Here is a 21,401-nt window from a genome sequence, read left to right on the forward strand (position 1 = left end):
CGTAATTTGATGCCATGCTGCACAATCACGACCACGACAACGAGCTTGATGCTTTTGCGGCGCGTGTGCGCGCACTGGAGACGATTCTCACCCGCAAGGGGCTGATCGATCCAGCGGCGATCGACGTCATCGTCGATACCTACGAAACCAAGGTCGGGCCGCGCAACGGCGCAAAGGTGGTGGCGAAGGCCTGGGTTGATCCCGGGTTTGCCGCATGGCTGAAGCGTGATGCGACGGCGGCCATCGAATCGCTCGGCCACACCGGCCGGCAAGGCGAACACATGCAGGCGGTGTTCAACACGGCCGACACGCACAACCTCGTCGTCTGCACGCTATGCTCCTGCTATCCATGGTCGGTGCTCGGCCTGCCGCCGGTCTGGTACAAGGCGCCGCCCTACCGTTCGCGCGCGGTGATCGATCCGCGCGGCGTGCTCGACGAATTCGGGCTGACCTTGCCGGCGACGACGGCAATCCGGGTGTGGGATTCGACCGCCGAGCTGCGCTATCTGGTGGTGCCGATGCGGCCCAGGGACACAGAGGGCTGGGATGAGGCGCGGCTCGCCGATCTGGTGACGCGCGATGCCATGATCGGCACGGCGCTGGCGCGGGAACCGGCATGAACGGGCCGCAGGATCTCGGCGGCCAGATGGGTTTCGGGCCGGTCGCGCCTGAACAGGACGAACCCTATTTCCATGCCGATTGGGAAAGGCGGGCGCTGGGCGTGACGTTGTGCGCCGGCGCCATGGGCGCCTGGAACATCGACGAGAGCCGGCACGCGCGGGAATCGCTGCACCCGGCCGACTACTATGCGTCGAGTTATTACGAAATCTGGATCAAGGCGCTGGAGGTGTTACTCAAACGCCATGGTTTCGTCAGCGACCGCGATCTGGCCAGGGGCGATGCGGTCGACCCGGTAGCGACACCCAAGCGGGTCCTGAAGGCGCAAGACGTTTCGGCGGTGCTGGCCAAGGGCGGGCCTTGCGACCGGCCGGTCGCCGTCCCGCCGCGATTCAAGGCAGGCGACCTCGTGCGAACCAAGAACTTTCATCCGACCGGCCACACCAGGCTGCCGCGTTACGCGCGTGGCAAGCGAGGCGTCATCGAGGCCATGCGTGACGGCTTCGTTTTTCCCGACACCAATGCGCACGGCCAGGGCGAAAACCCGCAATGGGTCTATACGGTGGCCTTCACCGGCAGCGAAATCTGGGGCGAGGGCGCCGACCCGACACTTGTCGTGTCGATCGATGCCTGGGAGAGCTATCTTGAAGCGGCGTGAGACGGGCTCAGTCGCCATCGCGCTGCCCGCCGGTGTCGAGGCGCCAGTCTTCGCCCAGCCGTGGCAAGCAGAGGCCTTCGCCATGACGGTGGCGCTACACGACAACGGGCTGTTTTCGTGGAGCGAATGGGCGGACGCCTTGTCGGCCGAGGTGAAGCGGCCGGGCGCCGCGCGCGACGGTCATGACTATTACAAGCACTGGCTGGCCGCGCTAGAAAAGCTTTCGGCCAAAGGCGTTGCCGGTAGGAGCGACGTCGACAGCCTTGCTGCTGCCTGGGAACGGGCCGCGCATGCTACGCCGCATGGCAAGCCGATCCTGCTGGAGAACGATCCACAGCGGGCTGGGTAAGCTGTCGTCGCCCGGCGTTGTTCTCTTTACGTTCCTCTTCGTCGCTGATAGCCTGGCCCTGTCGCAGCAGCGTAATTGCAGGCGATGAAGTTGATGGTGACGGCAGTCACCTTGTCTTTCCCTCGCGAATCCGGTCTGTCGCGCTGATGGAATTCTCCCCTCAACAAGACGAGGCGCTGAAGGCGGTGGCCGGCTGGTTGAAAGCCGGCAAGCCGCAGCTGTTCCGGCTGTTCGGCTATGCCGGCACCGGCAAGACGACGCTGGCGCGCTATTTCGCCGAGCATGTCGACGGCCAGGTGCAGTTCGCCGCCTTTACCGGCAAGGCGGCGCAGGTGCTGCGTTCCAAGGGCGCGGTCAATGCCCGCACAATCCATTCGCTGATCTACCGGCCGAAAGGCGAGGAATCGGTAGCGGACGAGGTGACCGGCAAAACCTCGATGTCGCCGACCTTTTCGCTCAACCGGCAGAGCCCGATCTCGCGGGCCAAGCTCGTCGTCATCGACGAATGCTCGATGGTCGACGAGCAGCTTGGCCGTGACCTGATGAGCTTCGGCACGCCGATCCTGGTGCTTGGCGATCCCGGCCAGTTGCCGCCGATCTCCGGCGGCGGCTTCTTCACCGACCATGAGCCGGACATTCTGCTCACCGAAATCCATCGCCAGGCGCGCGACAACCCGATCATCCGGCTTGCGCTCGATGTGCGCGAGGGCCGCGAGTTCATGCGCGGCGACTATGGCGCGGCGCAAGTGATCGGCAAGGAAGACGTCACCCAGGAATTGGTGCTGAAGGCGGACCAGGTGCTGGTCGGCACCAACCGCACGCGCCGTCGCTATAATCAGCGGCTGCGCGAGCTGAAGGGGTTCAACGCCGATTATCCGCAAGCCGGCGACAAGCTGGTCTGCCTGCGCAACGATCCAGCCAAGGGGTTGCTCAACGGCTCGCTGTGGAAGGTGATGACCTCGTCGCGCGAGACGGTCAAGCCCGGCATCAATCTGCTGGTCTCGCCGGAGGAAGACGATCCGGATCGCGGCGTCGCCAAGATCAAACTGCTCAAGGCGGCGTTCGAAGATCCGGACGCCGACATTCCCTGGCAGCAGAAGAAGCGCTTCGACGATTTCGATTATGGCTACGCGCTGACCGTGCACAAGGCGCAGGGGTCGCAGTGGAACGAGATCGTGCTTTTCGACGAAAGCTGGGCATTCAAGGAAACCCGGCAGCGTTGGCTCTACACCGCCATCACGCGCGCGGCCGAACGGCTGACGATCGTCCGATAGGGCGGCCGTATCAGCGCTGGGCGATCGGTCTGGCGCCAAGCCATTCCCAGGCGGCGGTTTCGTCCTTAGCCTCGAAATGCCGGAGTTCGATAGGCAAAGAGGCTGGCAAGAAGGCTCTTGCCTCCGCTATCCAGTTCGGCTCACCGACCGCCGCGCAGCGGCCGATATGCTCCACCGCGTGAGCTATGCCCTGTTCGATCGTCTCGTCCGATACGTCGGTCCAGTCGACACCCTCATGATCGATCAGGCGCACCAGCACGTCGATTTTCGTGTGCAGCGCGTAGGCTGCCTCCAGCAATCCGAACAGGTTTTCGGCATCAGCCGCTGCGACATGGCCGACGACATCGATGGCGAAGAGGTCTTCGCGATCGGTATCGATGCGGCGGATCGCCGGCACGGCATCGAGAAAATTCAACAGGAAACTCCTTGCGCTCGATTTTCTTCGTTCCCCTGGAACACCTGAAACCCTCTGTCTGTTCCCCTTAAAGGCGCTATAGATGCGCGCCGAGATCAGCCTGGAACCGTGCAAATGCCTGCAAAGCTTTCCGTCAACCTCAATGCCATCGCCATGCTGCGCAACCGGCGCGACCTGCCGTGGCCAAGCGTGACGGGGCTCGGACGCATCGCCCTTGCCGCCGGTGCGCATGGGCTGACGGTGCACCCGCGACCCGACGAGCGGCACACCAGGCATTCCGATCTGCCTGAGATCAGGGCGCTGATCGACGACGAGTTCCCGAGTGCGGAATTCAACATCGAGGGCTATCCGACCGAGGAGTTCCTGGCGCTTGTGGAAAAGCATCAGCCGGAACAGGTGACGCTGGTGCCCGACGACCCGGTGCAGGCGACTTCCGACCATGGCTGGAACTTCGCCGCCGGGGCTGCGTTCCTGACACCGGTCGTCAAGCGCCTGAAGAAGGGAGGCTTTCGCGTATCGCTCTTTTCCGATCCGGATCCCGATGGCGTGAAAGCCGCTCGCGACACCGGCGCCGACCGGATCGAACTCTACACGGGTCCATATGGCAGCTATCATTCCGATTCGGCAAAAGCGGCGAAGGAATTGGAGAAATTGGGAAAGACGGCGGATGCCGCACTTGCTGCAGGGCTCCAGGTCAATGCCGGGCACGACCTTGTGGTGAGCAATTTGCCGGCACTGGCCAGGCGCATCCCGGCCTTGGCCGAAGTGTCGATCGGACATGGGTTGACAGCCGATGCGTTGGAGTATGGCATGGCCGCAACGGTCAGGCGGTTTCTGAAGGCTTGTGGCTGGTAGAGAGAGGCGAGCCGATAGGCCGTGCGTTCCCGGCATGGCAGCGCGTCCTTTCCACCCCGCAGCATAGAGCACCGCACGTCTATGGGAGTGTCGTCCATGGCCCTTGCTCACGCCGGTAGCGAGGCAGAACCCATCGAGCAATCCAGCCACTCCACCGTCGAGCAGCACAGCACCAAGGTGCTGATGCTGGGCGCGCTGGGCGTGGTTTACGGCGATATCGGCACCAGCCCAATCTATGCATTTCGGGAAGCGCTGCACGCATCGTCGGGACCGGTAGCGCGCAACGACGTCCTTGGCGTGCTGTCGCTTATCGTCTGGGCGCTGACGATCATCGTCACGATAAAGTACGTCGCTTTCGTTCTCAGAGCCGACAACAAGGGCGAGGGCGGCACGCTGTCGCTGATGTCGCTTGCGCGCAGCGCTTATCCCAATGGAGCCAAGCTCATCCTGGGGATCGGGCTGTGCGGCGCGGCGCTGTTTTTCGGCGACGCCATTATAACGCCGGCCATCTCCGTGCTTTCGGCGGTCGAAGGCCTGGAAGTGGTGACCCCGACGCTGGAAACCTATGTGGTTCCGATCACGCTGGTCATCCTGGCAATGCTTTTTGCCGTGCAACGCTTTGGCACCGGCAGGGTGGCGGCCGTGTTCGGACCGGTGACGGCAGTGTGGTTCCTGGCGATCGGCGCCGCCGGGGTGTACCATCTGCTGGACGACCCGTCGGTCCTGCTGGCGATCAATCCCTATTACGCGGTCGCTTATCTGGCCAATACGCCCACCGGTGCCTTCGTCACGGTCGGGGCGGTGTTCCTGGCGGTCACCGGGGCCGAAGCCCTCTATGTCGACCTCGGTCATTTCGGGCGCAGGCCGATCGTGCTGGCATGGTTTTCCGTGGTGTTCCCTTGTCTGCTCCTCAACTATTTCGGACAAGGCGCGTTCGTTCTGGCCAACGGCGGCAAACCCACCAATCCATTCTTCCAGATGCTGCCTGATTGGGCGCTGATGCCCATGGTTGGGCTGGCCACGGCAGCGACCGTGATCGCCAGTCAGGCGGTGATCTCCGGCGCTTTCTCGCTGACCCGCCAGGCGGTGCAGCTCAATCTGCTTCCGCGCATCGAGGTGCAGCATACGTCCGAAATGCAATCCGGCCAGATCTACATGCCGCGCGTCAATCTGGTGGTTGCGCTGGGCGTGATGTTGCTGGTGGTCGGCTTTGGCGGTTCGAGTTCGCTGGCTTCCGCCTATGGCATTTCGGTGACTGGCGAAATGCTGATGACAACCATCCTGCTGTTTGTCGTGATGCGGTTCCGGTGGAAATGGCAGCTTGCACTGGCGGCGGCGCTCACACTGCTGTTTGGCACGATCGATACCGGATTTTTCCTCGCAAACATCGTCAAGATCCTCGAAGGCGGGTGGGTCTCGATAACAGTCGCTTGCGCCATGGGGCTGATCATGTCCACCTGGATCCGCGGCACCCGCTATTTGTTCGAAAAGACCCGCCGGAACGAGATTCCGCTCGATTTCCTTGCCGGCAATCTGCTGAAGAAGAAGCCGCATCTGGTGTCGGGCACCGCAGTGTTCCTGACCAGCGATCCGCTGAGCGCGCCGACCGCGCTGATGCACAGCCTCAAGCACTACAAGGTGCTGCACGAGCAGAATGTCATCCTTTCGGTGGTGACGGCACCGCAGCCGGTTGTGCCCGACAGCGAGCGCGTCAAGATGGAGACGGTCAACGAACTGTTCATGCGGGTGACGCTGACCTTCGGCTATATGGAGCAGCCCAACATCCCGCGCGCGCTGGCGATCTGCCGCAAGCAGGGCTGGAAGTTCGACATCATGACGACATCCTTCTTCCTGTCGCGGCGCTCGCTCAAGGCCTCGCCCAATTCCGGCATGCCGGTCTGGCAGGACAAGCTGTTCATCGGGCTGGCGCGCACGGCGGCCGATGCGACGGAATATTTCCAGATCCCGACCGGACGCGTGGTCGAGATCGGGACGCAGGTGGCTATTTAAAAACGTGTCCGTTGCGACATTCCAGGTAGTCTGCCGATGGGACTGAGTCTGCCAAGTCGTGGACGACTCGCAATATCGGGACGGAGCCATTACGTGACGGCACTTGATATTGCAGCGCAGCAAGCGTAGAGCACCGCCCGCTTATCGGAGTGTCGTCCATGGCCCTTGCCAATGCTGGTAATGAGGCAGAACCTGTCGAACAATCGAGCCATTCTGAGGTCGAGCAGCACAGCACCAAGGTGCTGATGCTGGGCGCACTCGGTGTGGTTTACGGCGATATAGGCACCAGCCCGATCTATGCATTCCGAGAGGCGTTGCATGCATCAGCCGGCGGCAACGTCGCCAACCGTGGCGACATCCTGGGCGTACTCTCGCTGATCATCTGGTCGCTGACGATCACCGTCACCATCAAATACATCATGTTCGTGCTTCGTGCCGACAATCGCGGCGAGGGCGGGGTGCTGTCGCTGATGGCGCTGGCGCGCAACAGTTTCCCGACGCGCTCGGCGGTGATCCTCGGCATCGGCATTGTCGGCGCGGCGCTTTTTTTCGGCGACGCAGTCATTACGCCGGCGATCTCGGTACTATCGGCGGTCGAAGGCATGAATGTCGTCACGCCGACATTCCAGCCCTATGTGGTGCCGCTGACGCTGGCCATCCTGGCGATCGTGTTTGCGGTACAGCGGTTCGGCACCGGCGGCGTAGGATTGGTGTTCGGGCCAGTCACGGCGCTGTGGTTCCTGGCCATCGGCCTTTCCGGCATTAACCACATCATCGCCGATCCGGAAATCCTGCTGGCGATCAGCCCGCATTACATCGTGTCGTTCCTGGTCAACTCGCCCGACGTCGCCTTCGTCACTGTTGGTGCGGTCTTCCTCGCCGTCACCGGCGCTGAGGCGCTCTATGCCGATCTCGGCCATTTCGGCCGCAAGCCGATCGTGCTCGCCTGGCTGGCAATTGTGTTCCCTTGTCTGTTGCTCAACTATGTCGGGCAAGGTGCCTTCGTGCTCGCAAATGGCGGTGTTGTCGGCCATCCCTTCTTTGAGATGAACCAGGGCTGGACGCTTATTCCGATGGTCGTGCTGGCGACGGCGGCGACCGTCATCGCCAGCCAGGCGGTGATCTCCGGCGCTTTCTCGCTGACCAGGCAGGCGGTGCAGCTCAACATGCTGCCGCGTTTCGTCATCCAGCACACGTCGGAAAAACAGTCGGGCCAGATCTATCTGCCGCGCATCAACCTGATGCTGGCGCTGGTGGTGATGTTGCTGGTGGTCGGCTTCGGCGAATCCAGCCGCCTGGCCTCGGCCTACGGTATTTCGGTGACCGGCAACATGCTGGTGACGAACATACTGCTTTTTGTTGTAATGACGCGCATCTGGAAATGGCCGCTCGGCGTCGCGGTCGCCTTGATGGCGGTGTTCGCCTTCGTCGATACCGGCTTCTTTGCAGCCAACATAGTCAAGGTGTTTGAAGGGGGCTGGTCCTCGCTTGCCATTGCCGCAGTTATTGTGCTGACCATGTGGACCTGGATCCGCGGCACCCGCTATTTGTTCGAAAAGACCCGCCGGAACGAGATCCCGCTGGATTTCCTCGCCGGCAATCTGCTGAAGAAGAAGCCGCATCTGGTGTCGGGCACCGCAGTGTTCCTGACCAGCGATCCGCTGAGTGCGCCGACGGCGCTGATGCACAGCCTCAAGCACTACAAGGTGCTGCACGAACAGAACGTCATCCTTTCGGTGGTGACGGCGCCGCAGCCTGTCGTGCCCGACAGCGAGCGCGTCAAGATGGAGACGGTCAACGAGCTGTTCATGCGGGTGACGCTGACCTTCGGCTACATGGAGCAGCCCAATATCCCGCGCGCGCTGGCGATCTGCCGCAAGCAGGGCTGGAAGTTCGACATCATGACGACATCCTTCTTCCTGTCGCGGCGCTCGCTCAAGGCATCGCCCAATTCCGGCATGCCGGTCTGGCAGGACAAGCTGTTCATCGGGCTGGCGCGCTCGGCGGCCGATGCGACGGAATATTTCCAGATCCCGACCGGACGCGTCGTCGAGATCGGGACGCAGGTGGCTATCTAAACAAACGGCCGTGCCCCTTGAGGGCACGGCCATTGTGAGGCTCAGCTCACCAGAGCCGCCTTGTTTGCTTCAAGAAATTGCTTCAGCGGCTGCGGCTTCCTGCCGGACAGCGTCTCGACCGCGTCGGTCACCATGCTGATGCGACCGGAGCGGGTGTTGGTATCGAAGGAAACGATAACGGGGGCGAAAGCCTCGGGAACGCCGGCTGCCTTCAATCCCTCGGTCAGCGCTTCATCCGAAAGCTGGACAACGTCGATTGGCTTGCCGGTGATCTCGGTGACGAGGGCTGCAATTTCGGCCATCGTGTGGGCCTTGGGGCCGGTCAGCGTGTATGTCGTGCTTTCGGTTGCGCTCGAAGCGAGGCCGGCGGCAATCGCGGCAGCCATATCGTCGCGCGCGCCGTGGGCAATGCGGCCGTCTCCAGCGGACGTGTACCACTGCCCAGAGGCGATGGCGTGCGGCAGCGCCAGGAACAGGTTCTCCTGATACCAGCCGTTGCGGAAGATGGTGGAGGGGATACCGCTCGCCTTGATCGCCTGCTCGGTGCCGTGGTGATCGGGCGCAAACAGCACCGGCGATCCTGGCTCCGGATTGGGCATCGATGTGTAGAGCAGATGCGAAACACCCGCGCTTTTTGCGGCGGCGACCGCGGTCTCATGTTGCTTCAGGCGCTTGCCCGGAATGGCGAGCTCGTTTGTCGAAATGATCAGAACCCTGTCGGCGCCGGTAAATGCACTGGCCAACGATGCGGTGTCGTCGAAGTCGACCGTCCTGATGGTGACGCCTCGGGCTGCCAGATCGGCCAGATTTTCCGGATTGCGGGTAGCGGCGATGATGCGCTGAGGGGAGACCTTGAGCGTGTCAAGCAGATGATTGATGACGCCGCGGCCAAGCTGGCCGGAGGCGCCGGTGACGAGAAGGGTGTCGGTCATGAAAGGTCCTGACGTTGCGCCGGAGCGGCGGGTGCATATGTTAGTCTCAAAAAGAGACCAGCACTAAAATAGGAATTGACCCATCCTCGTAAAGAAGGCAGTTTTGCGGGAGGTAGGCACAGCCAGGGAACCAGCCATGGACGGCAAGATCGTCAATCTGAGATCGAAGCTCGAGATCTACAAAGCAGGCAGCGGTGGCGGAAACCTTGCGGATTGCCCGGTTCGCGACGTGATCCAGGGCATAAGCAACAAATGGAGTTCGCTGCTGATGGAGGCCTTGGCCGAGAAGCCGTACCGCTTTGGCGAGTTGCGGCGCCTCGTGCCCGATATTTCACAGCGCATGCTCACCCAGACGCTGCACGATCTGCAGCGCGACGGCTATGTGCATCGCGAGGTTTTTCCGACCAAACCGCCGAGCGTTGAATACAGCCTCACCGATCTCGGGCGCTCGATGTTTGGACCCTTGCACCAGCTGATCCAATGGGCCGAGCTCAATCACGGCGCTGTACGCGAGGCGCGGAAGGTTTTCGATGCTGCCGAAGGCTGAGTCTCAAGGCCGAGACAGCGGCTTGATTTAGCGACAACGCTGAAGGATTGTCCGGCCTGGGTCGGGTCGGGCAAATGGGCAATTCTCTGGACATCGCGATTGCCGGCGCGGCGATCAGTTACGCGCTCATCGGAACGGACGTATCGATACTGCGCTGGAGGCTTGCGTCCGCGACAGGCTGGTGGCCAGTGGCAAGCATTCCGCCGGAAACGAATATCCTTGCCTCGATGATTACCGGCACTGTGATCAATCCATTCAAGCCGATCGGGCTTGCGGAAGCCCGGTGGCCGGATCGTTTCGGCGGATGATTTCCGAAAGGTGCGAGCCCTTCGCCTGTAGGAATGTATGGAGGCGTTGCGGATAATCGGGAGCGACCGCGTCCTTCACGGATGGGCGTTTGCGCAACGCCTCGCGCCACACCTGGACATGCGGCTTTCCGTCCAGGATGCCGAAATCGCCGATCCGGTCGAAGACGTCGAAATAGCGGAAAATCGGCCCGTAGACCGCGTCGACCAGTGAAAAGCGCTCACCGGCGAACCACGGCCCAACCGCGCCATTCGCCAGTTCCACTTCCAGGCGATCGAACATCGCCGATAGCGCCTCGCTTTCGGCGAGCAACGCGGCTTCCGTAGGCGCTGAATAGAAGCGGCCGATGGCATTGAGGATTGCCGAGCCAAACTCGATCCAGGCGCGATGTCGGGCACGGGCATAGGGATCGGTGGGATGCAGCGGATTGGGCTGGGTTTCCTCGAGGAATTCGAGGATGACGAGCGATTCGAAGATCACCGTTTCCTGGCCGTCATGCTCAACGCGAAGCAGCGGCACCTTGCCGAGCGGCGATATCGCCTTGAACCAGGCAGGCTTGTTGGCGAGATCGACGGCGATGCGCTCGAACGGCACGCCCTTTTCGCGAAGCGAAATCGCCGCGCGCTGCACATAGGGACAAAGATGGTGGCTGACGAGGATGAGCTTGTCGGTCATCTCACTCTCCCCAGACATAGTTCAAGGCGCCGTTCTCGACGCGGGTGGAGAGGAACATCAGGCGGGAGCCCTTCGGCGCTGGGCCTTCGAGGCGATCACCGTTCGCCATGTCGAACGAGGCGCCGTGCCATTGGCAGACGAGCTTGCCGTCCTTGCAGTCGAGCGGGCCACCGAAGTGCAGGCAGACGTTGGCGGCGGCGCGGATACGCTCGCCGCTGCGGTAGACATGGACCTCGCGGCCGAAAAACGGAGCGATCAGGCTGCCTGTTTCCGGAATGTCGGCGATCCTGCAGATTTCATGCTTCATCGGAATTGCCTTTCATGATTGATGCGATTGCATCTATATAGATGCATTTGCATCGATCGTCAAGCTTGATGCAGTTGCATCTATCGCCTACGATGTAATCATGACCGGGATTCCTTCACCTCCAGCAATCAAAGCCTGGGCCCGCCTGATGCGGGTTTCGCGCCAGTTGTTGGAAAGTGCCGAGGACGCGCTGAAGGACAGTGGCCTGCCGCCGCTTGCCTGGTACGACGTGCTGCATGAGCTTGCCGAGGCGGGCGAGGGCGGATTGCGGCCGTTCCAACTCACCGAGCGCACCCTGTTTGCGCAATACAACATCTCGCGGCTGCTGGCGCGGCTCGAAGCCGACGGGCAGGTCGAGAAGCTTCCAGTTGCCGATGACGGCCGCGGGCAAACCATCCGCATCACCGGCAAGGGGCGCGAGACGCGCCGCCGCATGTGGGTCGTCTACGGCCGCTCGATATCGGAGTTGGTCGGCTCCCAGCTTTCCAACGATGATCTGGACACGCTGTCGGCTCTGCTTGGGCGCCTGCGAGATCCGCCCGCCCTGGCGTGACACGCCTTCGTGCCGAAGATGGCGCGGATCTGCGAGGTCAGGCACTGCCCCAAAGGAATGCCAATGTCGCCAGAACCCCAAGCCCGACGCGGACCAGATGCAGATTGCCCCATTTGACGATCATTGTCCGAGCCTCAGGATTGACGGTGTTAGCGTCCATCACCTCCAGCAGCCGATTTGCCGGCATCATCACCAGCAGCGTCCATGGCCAAGGCAGGATGATCAGCACGGCGCCGGCCAGATAAGCGAGATTGCCGGTCTGCCACCACGCGACGAGGCCCAGAATACAGGCGATGACGGCGATCGAGGCCTGCATGGCGGCGCCGCGCTTGTAGGAAGGCTGCCATTCCTGCAGCAATGCTTTGTCATCGAGGCGAAGCCGCGCCGGCTGTTCGGCGACGCTGACGTAGATAGCCGCGCCTGCAAACACAGCGGCAACGGTCAAGGCAAGCAATCCGGCGAGCATGATCCGTGTCTCCCGTAATGCCCCGCATGGAGCAAGCTACAGAAATAAAGGCTTGCGCCGGGTCGGGCAATACGCCATAAAGCCGAACCGTAACGTACGGTACGCTGTCGAGTCCGTATCTGAACTGCGGGTGAGTTCGCCTCCTGAGGAAAGACTGTGTTGCACGCTGTGACCGACATCGACACCAGCGAGACGCTGACGGAGCGGCAGAAGGCCGTGCTCGACGCCGCCCTTCGCCTGCTGGTCGAAGAGGGCGATCAGTTGACCATGACCGCCGTGGCGCGGCGGGCGAGCTGCTCGAAGGAGACGCTCTACAAATGGTTCGGCGATCGCGACGGGCTGTTGACGGCAACGGTGCAATGGCAGGCGTCCAAGGTGCGGGTAGTGCCGGTCGACCGCAAGGGACTCGATCTTGCCTCGCTGACGGCGAGCCTCGAACGCTTCGCTTCGGACTGGCTCAGGGTAATTTCGAGCGACACCTCGATCGCGCTGAACCGGGTGGCGGTCGGCCATGCTAGTTCGGGGAAGGACGATCTCGGCGCCATCGTGCTGGAGAACGGCCGCTTCGCGCTGGCCAGGCGGCTGAAGCCGGTGCTGGAGGCAGGCAAGGAAGCTGGTTTCCTCGAGTTTTCCGACGCTGAGATGGCTTTCCGCACCTTTTTCGGGCTGGTCGCCCGCGACGTGCAGATCCGCCTGCTGCTCGGCGACCGGCTGGAATTGACTGATGCGGCGATCGGCGGCGATGCCGTCCGGGCGACGCAGCAGTTTCTCGCTCTTTACGGGGCAAAAACCGGGCCGCAGGGCCTCTGAATTCAAAACGGGAAGGAAGAAAAATGCGTGTCTATTACGATCGCGACGCCGATCTCAACCTGATCAAAGGCAAGAAGGTTGCCATCATCGGCTATGGCAGCCAGGGCAGGGCGCATGCGCTCAACCTCAAGGATTCCGGCGTCAAGGATATCGCCATTGGCCTCAAGGCCGGCTCGGCGACCGCGAAGAAGGTCGAGGCCGACGGGCTCAAGGTGATGAGTGTGGCCGATGCCGCCAAATGGGCCGACCTGATGATGATGGCGACGCCCGACGAGCTGCAGGCCGACATCTACAGATCAGAGATCGCGCCGAACATCCGCGACGGCGCGGCGATCGCCTTCGCCCACGGCCTCAACGTGCATTTTGGCCTGATCGAGCCAAAAGCCTCGGTCGACGTCGTCATGATCGCGCCAAAGGGCCCGGGCCACACGGTGCGCGGCGAATACCAGAAGGGCGGCGGCGTGCCGTGCCTGGTCGCGGTCAACCAGGACGCTTCGGGCAATGCGCTCGATTTGGCGCTCTCCTACGCCTGCGGCGTCGGCGGTGGCCGTTCGGGCATCATCGAGACCAATTTCCGCGAGGAGTGCGAGACCGACCTGTTCGGCGAGCAGGTGGTGTTGTGCGGCGGTCTGGTCGAGTTGATCCGCGCCGGTTTCGAGACACTGGTGGAAGCGGGCTATGCGCCGGAAATGGCCTATTTCGAGTGCCTGCACGAGGTCAAGCTAATCGTCGACCTGATCTATGAAGGCGGCATCGCCAACATGAACTATTCGATCTCGAACACCGCCGAATGGGGCGAATACGTCTCGGGTCCGCGCATCATCACCGCCGAGACCAAGGCCGAGATGAAGCGCGTGCTCAAGGACATCCAGACTGGCAAGTTCACCTCGGAATGGATGCAGGAATACCGCGCCGGCATGTCGCGCTTCAAGGGCATCCGCCGCAACAACGACAGCCACCAGATCGAGGAAGTCGGCGCCAAGCTGCGCGCGATGATGCCGTGGATTTCCAAGAACAAGCTGGTCGACAAGGCCAAGAACTGAAGGAAATCCACGTTCGTTTCGTTACGCGTCCTCGGGCTTCGCCCTGCGGGCGCGTGGGAATTTCCAAGAACAAGCTGGTCGACAAGGCCAAGAACTGATCGCAATTTCATTGTCGATCAAGAAAGCCGGCGGAGCGATCCGCCGGCCTTTTTGCGTTGATTTCTCAGCAGGCGCGCTATTCCCGCTGTCGTGGTATGCGTGTGCAGGGCATGGCACAAAATGGCCAAGGGGTGAGCGTTGGAACTCAAATTTCTGTTGATCGGGTTTGCCTGTGCGGTTGCCGGCATGCTGTCCCTCGTTACCTTGCTGAAATGGTGGGAGGTGAGGGCGGCCAGCCGCTGGTCCCCGACGCAGGGAAAGATCATCTCGTCGCGGGTCGAGGCTCGCGAGGTGACCAGTTCGGGATCCGGTTCGGACAGCAGAGGGTCGACCGAGATGCGCAACTTCCCGGCGATCACCTTCGAATACAAGGTGAACGGCAAGAAGTTTCGCAGTTCGCACTACAGCGTGCAGGAGAACCTTGGAAACTTTGCGGTGGCGGAAACCCTTGCGAAATTTCCAAACGGGGCCGGCGTAACCGTCTTCTACAATCCGGCCGATCCAGCCAAGGCCGTGATCGAACGCACCATGCCCGACGGTTCCTTCAAATTCATGGTCCAGCTTTCGGCCGGGTTGGTGGTTGGCGCGCTGGTATTGGTCTTCTCCGTTGGCGGCGTCCTGGAAGCGATCCGGCCGTTTTTGCCCAAGCCGCAGAACCTCGGCGCCGCGGCCCTGCTGCTTTTCATGGGATTGTTTGTCCTGCGCATGGGCTTTGCCCAGAAGTCACTTGCGGAACAGGCGGCCAAATGGCCCATCACGGCAGGACGCATCGACGCCTCGGGCCTGCAGAAATTCGAGACCCGCGACAGGTCCGGAGGCGGCTATCGGCCTTGGCGCACAGTTTTCAAATCCCGCATCGTCTACAGCTATAGCGTTGCCGGCCAGCGCTACGCCGCCGATCGCATCGCTTGCGGCGCAAACGTGACGGCGTCGCTGCCGAGCCTCGTCAGCGGTCAATCACAGCGCTACCTCGAGGGCGACAAGGTCGAGGTCCACTACGACCCCGCCAACCCAGCTGCAGCGGTTCTCGAATGCAGGGTGAGCGGGCTTTGGCTCCTGTGGGTCTGCGCCGCTGGCTTCCTCGGTGGAGCCGCGCTTCTGGTAGGCGTCATTTTGAAGCTGCCGTCCTAGATCCAGCGGAAGAAGGCACCTGTCGTCAGCATCTGACAAGAACTCCGCTGTCGAAGCCAGGCCATGTCAATCTCACCGTCGCCCCGTCGACAACAATATGGATGACCCGAGAGAACGGCTCTTCGACCGACGGGTCAGATCCGTAGCATTGGCTGGCCCGCGCCACCCAGCCCGTGGGCGTCTCGAGAAACATTGCGTGTTCGCAGCCGAGAGCAGGGACCGACAGGGCGTCGCGGTACAACGCGTAAACAGTCTGGCGTTGAACATCCGCAACGGCGGTACAGTTCGATCTGTGCCCGGACCATGTGCCCACATAGGGTTCCGTGGCAAAGGCGCTGCCGCACGAAAATGTTAAGATCGAAATGAGCATCAAGAGATTTCGCATCATCGATTTCTTTCTTTCGACCGGGCCTCGGGCCATGCTAAAGCATCGATGCTTAAACTTCACAATGCTGCTGCTCCAGGGACTCAAATGATCATCCGCAAAGCAGCAGCTATTTTTCTGAGCATGCTGAGCCTGTTGCAAGCAGCGAACGCGACAGAATGTTCGCTCAGCCACGCGACCTATCGCGAGCCGCGTTCGGGAGCGACGATACAGTTCCGGCCCATCGACCGCGAACCGGCCGCGCTGACGACAGAGGTCTTTTCGCTGATCGTGCCCAATACCCCCATTCGCCTGCCATCGGACATCACCTGGACCAATGGCAAGTACTCGTTTCCTGTGGGGACGATTCGGCACACCTGCAACGACGACGATCGTGAGGCGGGTCTCGAGGACGGCACCGGGCTGTGCAGAGTGTGGGATGGGCAGGTCTATGCGTTCAACGCAGGCGGTGCCGAGCAGTTGAGCTCCCTCGAAGCCTCGCCGGCACCAACAGGGTTGCTGCTGCCTGACTTTGGCGCGATTTTTACCGAATGGCCCGATTTCGCCAAAGCCAACCCCGATGGTTCAGCCTGGGATGCCTTTACCTTGACGGGTTGCAGCGATGAATAGCAAGAGACTGCCGGCCTGCATCTGCGCCCTGCCGGTCCTTCTGGCCATGGCCATCGGGGCGCGTGCCGACCAAAGCAAGCCGTCGCGTCCGCCTGTCGACAAATGCACCTGGGAACGGCTGGCGGACAGAGATGTCGGGCTGGCTGCCTGGGTACAGCGCTGTGATTTCGGATTCCGCCAGATCCATTTCGAGCTTGGCGGCAATGCTCTTGCCATCAAATACAGCGATGGCGGGCCGGCCGATCCCGTCGTCGAAGTCTTCGATATGCTGCCGGGCGAGGCCGCTGGCGCCGCGTTGCAGCGAATATACTCGCAGAAGACCGAGAAGGCTGTCAGCACACGTTGCGTGCTCATGCCTTACACCGAAGGGGTCACGCCCACGGGCACCCTGCGGTATGTCTTCAGTCCCGATGCCGTTTATCTCAGTGAATTGAAAGCCGTTGCAGACCCTGACGAGGTCGGCGAACCGCCATGCGGCGAATGGGGCGAAGCCCCGGACGGCATTCAGTATTTCGAGTTGCAATCACCCGAACGGCGAAAGCTTCTATTCGTTCGCGTCGGCCAGGATGAGCCTTTGTTTGACGAGCAGACACTGCAAGTCCTGCCGCCCGGATAGGGCCGGGAACCTCAACCGTAGTGCCAGCTGGGCTTTGGTTCGGTGCCGGTGAACATCACCCCAATTCGGTCCTCGCGGCGCCAGCGGACCTCCGCCTTGTAGGCAATGCCGTCGGTTGGAACGTAGAGCAGGAACTCATCGGGCACGCGCGCGTCGATCGAGACCTTCAATTCGGCACCGCCGGCATGCATGTTGCGCAGCGTGCATGTGACCTCGGAGTTGGTCATGCCGGTCAGGATCGCCGCGCCCTTCAAGACGCGCTGCCGGCGTTTGTCCCTCTGTTCGTCCTCGGCCATCGTACGCAATCCAGCGATCTTTCGCGTCTCGGGCGTTCTGATCGGGAGGATTATTAGACCTGGCTGATAAAAATAGCGTTATCGCTGGTGGAGGCTGGACGATTTTCGCGATTCCTGGCTGAAAGAAAAAGGCGCCGCGAAGCACGGCGCCGAATGATGCTTGTTGTCGGCGTGCTCAGCTATAGGGCGAATAGCATTGCTGGCGCGGGCCGTTGTAGGGCTGGAACGTGTTGTCCCAGGCGCGGTACGACCGGTAGCGATTGTAACACCATTGGACATGCGCGCTGGACAGCCGCTGTGTCCGGTAATAGCGCCGCGGTGGCGGCGCGTCGTAGTAGTTGTAGTTGTTGTACAGGCTGCCAAGGCCGAGCCCCAGGCCCAAGCCAAGAATCGCGGCGCCCGCACCACCATCATCATAGTAGCCGCCACGGTAATGGCGGCGATGATGGCGCCTACGCCAGCTGTCGTCCCAGCCGCCATTGTCCCAGTGTCTCGAAAAATGACGGCCGCGGAAATTGTTGGACCGCCATCTCCAATCATTGTCGCCGTGCCATTGCCGAAAGCCGCGATGGCGCCAACGCCAGATCTGCCTGTCGTTGCCGCCTGCCCAATCTTCACGAATTTGCACGATGTCGGCGGCATTGCCCGCCACCGGCAGCAGGGGTTTGGGCATCGGCCCGGCAAGCGAGGGGGCCGAGAGGCCGGCTATCAGACCGAGGGCCATCAGCCCGGATCTGACGGAAGATAAAAAGAGCGGTTTCATCGCACTCTCCTAAGATTCAGGCCCCACGCCCAGAATACCCAGGGAAGAGCCCATTCATGGAACTTTCCATCTGAACGGAGGATGAACAAAAAAGGTTCCATCAACCATGACGAGCGCGCGGTCAATCGGGGCCGCCTGGGTTCTACGCCCTTGTTTTCGAGCGCGCTTGCGGGCAAAGGTCAAAGCCATGTCGCTGCGCCTTGCCACATTCAACGTCGAAAACCTGATGAACAGGTTTGATTATTCCGGATACCGCAATCAGCTCAACGAAGATCGCACGCTGGCGCTTTTCGACATCCAGAGCGAGGCCGAATACAAGATGCTCGAGCAGGCGCGGGCGATCGCGCAGTCCGACGACACGCGGCAGTTGACGGCACTGGCGATCGCGGCCACCCGCGCCGACATCATCTGCATGCAGGAGGTCGACAATATCGAGGCGCTGAGGGCCTTCGAATATGGCTATCTGTTCAAGATGGTGGGGCAAGGTTACCGGCAGAAATACACCACCGCCGGCAATGATTCGCGCGGCATCGACGTCGCCGTGATGATGCGCAACGAGACCGCGCAGGGCCAGCCGATCGAATTCGTGCGCATGACCAGCTACGCCTATGTCACGTTCGAGCAATTCGGGCTGCACACGGCGGAATTGGCAGCGCTCGGTCACCAGGCCCATGAGCGCATCTTCCGGCGCGACTGCCTGGAAGTCGATCTGACTGTGGCTGGCGCGCCGTTGACACTCTATCTCGTGCATTTCAAGTCGATGGGCTCGCCCCGCAACGGCCTCGACGGCCGCGAGGCGACAATGCCGCTGCGCATCGCCGAGGCGCAAGCGGTGCGCCGGATCATCGAGGAGCGCTTCGGCAAGGACCATGCCGCCGACAAGCGCTGGGCAATCTGCGGCGACATGAACGACTACCGGCAACGCGTGAAGATTACCGGCGATGCCGTCGACGGCTATCGCTTCGAGGTCATCGACGAGACCCGGTCCTGCATCGACGTGCTCACTGCCGGCGGTTTTTGCGAAAACGCGGTCGAGCGGCGGCCGGAAATGGATCGCTGGACTTTCTATCACACGCGCGGACCGGAAGAGCGGCATCTCTGCCAGCTCGACTACATCCTTTTGTCGAGGGCGCTAGCCAGGCAGAACGCCACCGCCGTTCCCGATATCATCCGCAACGGCCAGCCCTGGCGGACCATATTTCCGGCGGGCCAGGAGGTCGAGCGCTTTCCACGCGCCGGGTGGGACCGGCCTAAGGCATCCGACCATTGCCCGGTAGCAATTGCCCTCGACATGGCGTGAGACACGCGTGAGTTTCGACCTGCCGCGCAACGTCATCCTGCCGGTCGATGCCATCGACGTCAGGCTCGATCCCGGCCCACATCCGTTCGAGCGCGATAATGCCGAGGCGATCGCCGCAAACTGGCGGCGTGAGACCGCAGCCAAGCCGGCGCTTTTTGACGGCACCGTGGTGCTGCTTTCCGCTCTCAGCTATCGCGACAATCGCCTCGTCGGCCGCTGCCATGCGGTGCGTTATTCGACCTTCATGCTTTGGCGCAGCAATAGGCAGGTGCCTGGCGCCGAACATGCCTACGCGCACGCCATGCTGGTCGCCGGCGACAACGCGTTGGTGGCGATCCGCATGGCGCCGCATACGGTCAATGCCGGGCGCGTCTACTTCGCCGCCGGTTCGTTCGAGCCAACCGATTTCCACGACGGCCTTGTCGACGTCGACTTCAACATGATCCGCGAGGTGCGGGAAGAGACCGGCCTCGACCTATCAGGCGCGGCACGCGGCAGGCACCATTACGCCCTGTCGACGGCAAGCGGCACGGTGATCTTTCGCCGCTACCGCGAGACGGCCTCCGCCGACGACCTGGCACAGCGGATCAGCGCTTTCGTCGCCGCCGAGTCAGAGCCTGAAATCGAAGGCCCCGTCATCATCCGCAATGCCGCCGATCTGCCGGACGGGCTGATGCCGCATATGAGACCGCTGATCGAATGGCACTTTGCGAGCGAGCAAGGCTTCCGACTCTAACGTCGTAGCCTGCCTTCAATAGCCTTGCGGTCGTTGCGGGCGGCGACAAAATACAACAGCACGCCGAGACCCAGGAGCGCCCCCATCGCCGTTCCCATCGTCTGCCCAATTACCTGCTGGAAGTCAGCGGTGACGCGATCGGGATTCTCCATCCCATAAAGGATCAAATTCCACCAAAGCCCTGCCAAGGCGGCTTCGACGATCACAATCGCCAGAGCCAGTCGCGCTTTCTTGCTCATCCATTGTTCCCCCTTAGTCCCCAACAGCATTGTTATCATTGCAGAATGTGCTGCGACAAGGGCAGGTTGCATAAAAAATCGGCAGCGTCTGGAGGCGACACTTGCTGCAACGCCTACTCATATCTCAGCGCGTCGATGGGGTTGAGCCGTGCGCCGCGCAGCGCCGGGAAGAAGCCGAACACCATTCCGATCAGCGCGGAGAAGCCGACCGCAAGCAGGATGACCGCCGGGCTTGGCGCAAACGGGATCGTCAGCGTCAGCGAGGCAAGGCCGGCAAGCGCCAGGCCGATCAGGATGCCGATGATGCCGCCAAGCAGCGACAGCACGGTTGCCTCGACCAGGAACTGGATGAGGATATGCTTTTCGTGGGCGCCGATGGCGAGCCTGATGCCGATCTCGCGCGTGCGCTCGGTTACCGACACCAGCATGATGTTCATGATGCCGATGCCGCCGACGAGCAGGCTGACGCCGGCGACGGCGCCGAGCATGCCAGTCATGGTGGTGGTCGCGCTGGCCATGGCATCGGCGATCTGGGTCATGTCGCGGATCGAGAAATCATCGTCACGGTCGGGCGTGATGCGGCGTGTGTCGCGCAAGATGTCCTCGACGCGCTGCTGCAGCACCGTGGTCAGCGTACGGTCGTCGGCGGCGACATAGATCGAGTCGATGTCGCGATTACCGGCAATGCGACGCTGATAGGCGGCAAGCGGCATCAGCACGACATTGTCCTGGTCCTGGCCGAAGCCGGTATAGCCCTTCGGTTCGAGCAGGCCGATGATCTTGCAGGAGGTGCGGTTGACGCGGATGATCTCGCCTTCGGGATCGCCGGCGCCGAAGAACTGCTGGCGCACCGTCTCGCCGACGAGGCAGACGCCGGTGCCGGAGCGGGTTTCCGAATCGCTGAAGGGGCGGCCCGAGACCAGCTTCCAGTCGCGGGCATCGAGATAGGCGCTGTCGGTGCCGGTGACGCCCGAGGTCAGGCTTTCGGTGCCGAAAATGACGCGCACCTGCTTTTGCGACGCCGGCGAGATGGCGCGCGCGCCGTCCAGGTGCGCGACAAGCGCGGCGAAGTCCTTGTCGGCAAGAGGCCGGACCACCTGGTCGAGCCCTCCCGGGCCGCCGGGTCCGGCCGGCCGGCCGGAACGAATGACGAGCAGGTTGCTGCCGAGCTTGGAAATGTCGGACTTGACCTTCTCGGTGGTGCCCGAGCCGATGGTCAGCATGGCGATAACGGCGGCGACGCCGATGACGATGCCGAGCAGTGTCAGGAACGAGCGCAGCACGTTGCGGCGGATGGAGCGGAGCGAGAGGCGAACGGTTTCCCAGATCAT

General features: G+C 62.1%; 25 protein-coding genes. 16 read left to right on the forward strand and 9 right to left on the reverse strand.

The features are described from left to right. The first annotated feature begins 14 nt into the window (after positions 1 to 14). The 4 genes from nthA (at position 15) to NKJ93_RS15665 (ending at position 2,899) form a co-directional block, all read left to right on the forward strand. Positions 15 to 620, forward strand: coding sequence for a nitrile hydratase subunit alpha (gene nthA, locus NKJ93_RS15650; protein ID WP_023720794.1), 606 nt, complete (start codon positions 15 to 17; stop codon positions 618 to 620). Next, on the forward strand, positions 617 to 1,276 hold the full coding sequence (gene nthB, locus NKJ93_RS15655) for a nitrile hydratase subunit beta (RefSeq protein ID WP_352483009.1): 660 nt from the start codon (positions 617 to 619) through the stop codon (positions 1,274 to 1,276). The genes nthA and nthB overlap by 4 nt, the downstream gene beginning before the upstream one ends. Continuing rightward, the gene (locus tag NKJ93_RS15660) at positions 1,263 to 1,625 is read left to right on the forward strand and encodes a nitrile hydratase accessory protein (RefSeq protein WP_352590026.1); all 363 of its coding nucleotides are present in this window, start codon (positions 1,263 to 1,265) and stop codon (positions 1,623 to 1,625) included. The genes nthB and NKJ93_RS15660 overlap by 14 nt, the downstream gene beginning before the upstream one ends. A gap of 146 nt (positions 1,626 to 1,771) precedes the next feature. Beyond that, positions 1,772 to 2,899 carry an ATP-dependent DNA helicase gene (locus NKJ93_RS15665; RefSeq protein ID WP_023720791.1) on the forward strand — a complete coding sequence of 376 codons (1,128 nt, stop codon included), beginning with the start codon at positions 1,772 to 1,774 and terminating at the stop codon, positions 2,897 to 2,899. 10 nt (positions 2,900 to 2,909) lie between these two features. Here the strand turns inward: NKJ93_RS15665 and NKJ93_RS15670 are convergent, their stop codons facing one another. Further along, on the reverse strand, positions 2,910 to 3,314 hold the full coding sequence (locus NKJ93_RS15670) for a SpoIIAA family protein (protein ID WP_023720790.1): 405 nt from the start codon (positions 3,312 to 3,314) through the stop codon (positions 2,910 to 2,912). 114 nt (positions 3,315 to 3,428) lie between these two features. Here NKJ93_RS15670 and NKJ93_RS15675 point away from each other — a divergent pair, with 114 nt between their 5' ends. The 3 genes from NKJ93_RS15675 (at position 3,429) to NKJ93_RS15685 (ending at position 8,257) form a co-directional block, all read left to right on the forward strand. Next, complete coding sequence (locus tag NKJ93_RS15675; protein WP_023720789.1) at positions 3,429 to 4,169, forward strand: pyridoxine 5'-phosphate synthase; 741 nt, start codon at positions 3,429 to 3,431, stop codon at positions 4,167 to 4,169. A gap of 96 nt (positions 4,170 to 4,265) precedes the next feature. Next, entirely contained in the window at positions 4,266 to 6,179 is a 1,914-nt protein-coding gene (locus tag NKJ93_RS15680) for a potassium transporter Kup (RefSeq protein WP_352483011.1), read from the forward strand. 158 nt (positions 6,180 to 6,337) lie between these two features. After that, complete coding sequence (locus NKJ93_RS15685; protein ID WP_352483013.1) at positions 6,338 to 8,257, forward strand: potassium transporter Kup; 1,920 nt, start codon at positions 6,338 to 6,340, stop codon at positions 8,255 to 8,257. Between the two features lie 41 nt (positions 8,258 to 8,298). Here the strand turns inward: NKJ93_RS15685 and NKJ93_RS15690 are convergent, their stop codons facing one another. After that, positions 8,299 to 9,189: an SDR family oxidoreductase gene (locus NKJ93_RS15690; RefSeq protein WP_352590029.1), complete on the reverse strand. Its 891-nt coding sequence runs from the start codon at positions 9,187 to 9,189 to the stop codon at positions 8,299 to 8,301. A gap of 136 nt (positions 9,190 to 9,325) precedes the next feature. Between NKJ93_RS15690 and NKJ93_RS15695 the strand changes: the two genes are divergently transcribed. Then, positions 9,326 to 9,736: a winged helix-turn-helix transcriptional regulator gene (locus NKJ93_RS15695; RefSeq protein ID WP_023720786.1), complete on the forward strand. Its 411-nt coding sequence runs from the start codon at positions 9,326 to 9,328 to the stop codon at positions 9,734 to 9,736. A 255-nt stretch (positions 9,737 to 9,991) separates the two neighbouring features. Here NKJ93_RS15695 and NKJ93_RS15700 read toward each other — a convergent pair whose 3' ends face one another. Further along, positions 9,992 to 10,717, reverse strand: a complete 726-nt coding sequence (locus NKJ93_RS15700; protein ID WP_352590032.1) for a glutathione S-transferase family protein — start codon at positions 10,715 to 10,717, stop codon at positions 9,992 to 9,994. A 1-nt stretch (position 10,718) separates the two neighbouring features. Further along, positions 10,719 to 11,024 carry a Rieske (2Fe-2S) protein gene (locus NKJ93_RS15705; protein WP_352495187.1) on the reverse strand — a complete coding sequence of 102 codons (306 nt, stop codon included), beginning with the start codon at positions 11,022 to 11,024 and terminating at the stop codon, positions 10,719 to 10,721. Positions 11,025 to 11,124: 100 nt separating this feature from the next. Here NKJ93_RS15705 and NKJ93_RS15710 point away from each other — a divergent pair, with 100 nt between their 5' ends. Continuing rightward, a complete protein-coding gene (locus tag NKJ93_RS15710) occupies positions 11,125 to 11,577 on the forward strand; it encodes a MarR family winged helix-turn-helix transcriptional regulator (protein WP_352495188.1) in 453 nt (150 codons plus the stop codon). A 37-nt stretch (positions 11,578 to 11,614) separates the two neighbouring features. Here the strand turns inward: NKJ93_RS15710 and NKJ93_RS15715 are convergent, their stop codons facing one another. After that, the gene (locus tag NKJ93_RS15715) at positions 11,615 to 12,043 is read right to left on the reverse strand and encodes an anthrone oxygenase family protein (protein ID WP_023720782.1); all 429 of its coding nucleotides are present in this window, start codon (positions 12,041 to 12,043) and stop codon (positions 11,615 to 11,617) included. A gap of 156 nt (positions 12,044 to 12,199) precedes the next feature. Between NKJ93_RS15715 and NKJ93_RS15720 the strand changes: the two genes are divergently transcribed. The 5 genes from NKJ93_RS15720 (at position 12,200) to NKJ93_RS15740 (ending at position 16,736) form a co-directional block, all read left to right on the forward strand. Continuing rightward, positions 12,200 to 12,853, forward strand: a complete 654-nt coding sequence (locus tag NKJ93_RS15720; protein ID WP_023720781.1) for a TetR/AcrR family transcriptional regulator — start codon at positions 12,200 to 12,202, stop codon at positions 12,851 to 12,853. A gap of 23 nt (positions 12,854 to 12,876) precedes the next feature. Continuing rightward, positions 12,877 to 13,896, forward strand: coding sequence for a ketol-acid reductoisomerase (gene ilvC / locus NKJ93_RS15725; protein ID WP_352483016.1), 1,020 nt, complete (start codon positions 12,877 to 12,879; stop codon positions 13,894 to 13,896). A 237-nt stretch (positions 13,897 to 14,133) separates the two neighbouring features. Further along, entirely contained in the window at positions 14,134 to 15,126 is a 993-nt protein-coding gene (locus NKJ93_RS15730; RefSeq protein WP_352590035.1) for a DUF3592 domain-containing protein, read from the forward strand. Positions 15,127 to 15,598: 472 nt separating this feature from the next. Next, positions 15,599 to 16,120 (forward strand): hypothetical protein, encoded by a 522-nt coding sequence (locus NKJ93_RS15735; protein ID WP_352590038.1) that lies wholly within the window; start codon positions 15,599 to 15,601, stop codon positions 16,118 to 16,120. Further along, positions 16,113 to 16,736: a hypothetical protein gene (locus tag NKJ93_RS15740; RefSeq protein ID WP_352590041.1), complete on the forward strand. Its 624-nt coding sequence runs from the start codon at positions 16,113 to 16,115 to the stop codon at positions 16,734 to 16,736. The genes NKJ93_RS15735 and NKJ93_RS15740 overlap by 8 nt, the downstream gene beginning before the upstream one ends. Positions 16,737 to 16,747: 11 nt before the next feature. On the opposite strand, the gene NKJ93_RS15745 is transcribed toward NKJ93_RS15740, so the two are convergent. Next, a complete protein-coding gene (locus NKJ93_RS15745) occupies positions 16,748 to 17,032 on the reverse strand; it encodes a PilZ domain-containing protein (RefSeq protein ID WP_352483022.1) in 285 nt (94 codons plus the stop codon). A 175-nt stretch (positions 17,033 to 17,207) separates the two neighbouring features. After that, positions 17,208 to 17,795, reverse strand: coding sequence for a BA14K family protein (locus tag NKJ93_RS15750; RefSeq protein ID WP_352483023.1), 588 nt, complete (start codon positions 17,793 to 17,795; stop codon positions 17,208 to 17,210). Positions 17,796 to 17,982: 187 nt separating this feature from the next. On the opposite strand from NKJ93_RS15750, the gene NKJ93_RS15755 reads away from it, so the two are divergent. Together NKJ93_RS15755 and NKJ93_RS15760 are read left to right on the forward strand one after the other, a co-directional pair. Then, a complete protein-coding gene (locus NKJ93_RS15755; protein ID WP_352590044.1) occupies positions 17,983 to 19,095 on the forward strand; it encodes an endonuclease/exonuclease/phosphatase family protein in 1,113 nt (370 codons plus the stop codon). A gap of 7 nt (positions 19,096 to 19,102) precedes the next feature. Then, positions 19,103 to 19,831 carry a hypothetical protein gene (locus tag NKJ93_RS15760; protein WP_023720772.1) on the forward strand — a complete coding sequence of 243 codons (729 nt, stop codon included), beginning with the start codon at positions 19,103 to 19,105 and terminating at the stop codon, positions 19,829 to 19,831. Here the strand turns inward: NKJ93_RS15760 and NKJ93_RS15765 are convergent. Together NKJ93_RS15765 and NKJ93_RS15770 are read right to left on the reverse strand one after the other, a co-directional pair. Further along, positions 19,828 to 20,070: a hypothetical protein gene (locus NKJ93_RS15765; protein ID WP_023720771.1), complete on the reverse strand. Its 243-nt coding sequence runs from the start codon at positions 20,068 to 20,070 to the stop codon at positions 19,828 to 19,830. The genes NKJ93_RS15760 and NKJ93_RS15765 overlap by 4 nt on opposite strands. 113 nt (positions 20,071 to 20,183) lie before the next feature. Continuing rightward, on the reverse strand, positions 20,184 to 21,401 hold the full coding sequence (locus NKJ93_RS15770) for an ABC transporter permease (RefSeq protein ID WP_023720770.1): 1,218 nt from the start codon (positions 21,399 to 21,401) through the stop codon (positions 20,184 to 20,186).

Source organism: Mesorhizobium sp. M0028 (assembly GCF_040323855.1).
Taxonomy (GTDB): domain Bacteria; phylum Pseudomonadota; class Alphaproteobacteria; order Rhizobiales; family Rhizobiaceae; genus Mesorhizobium.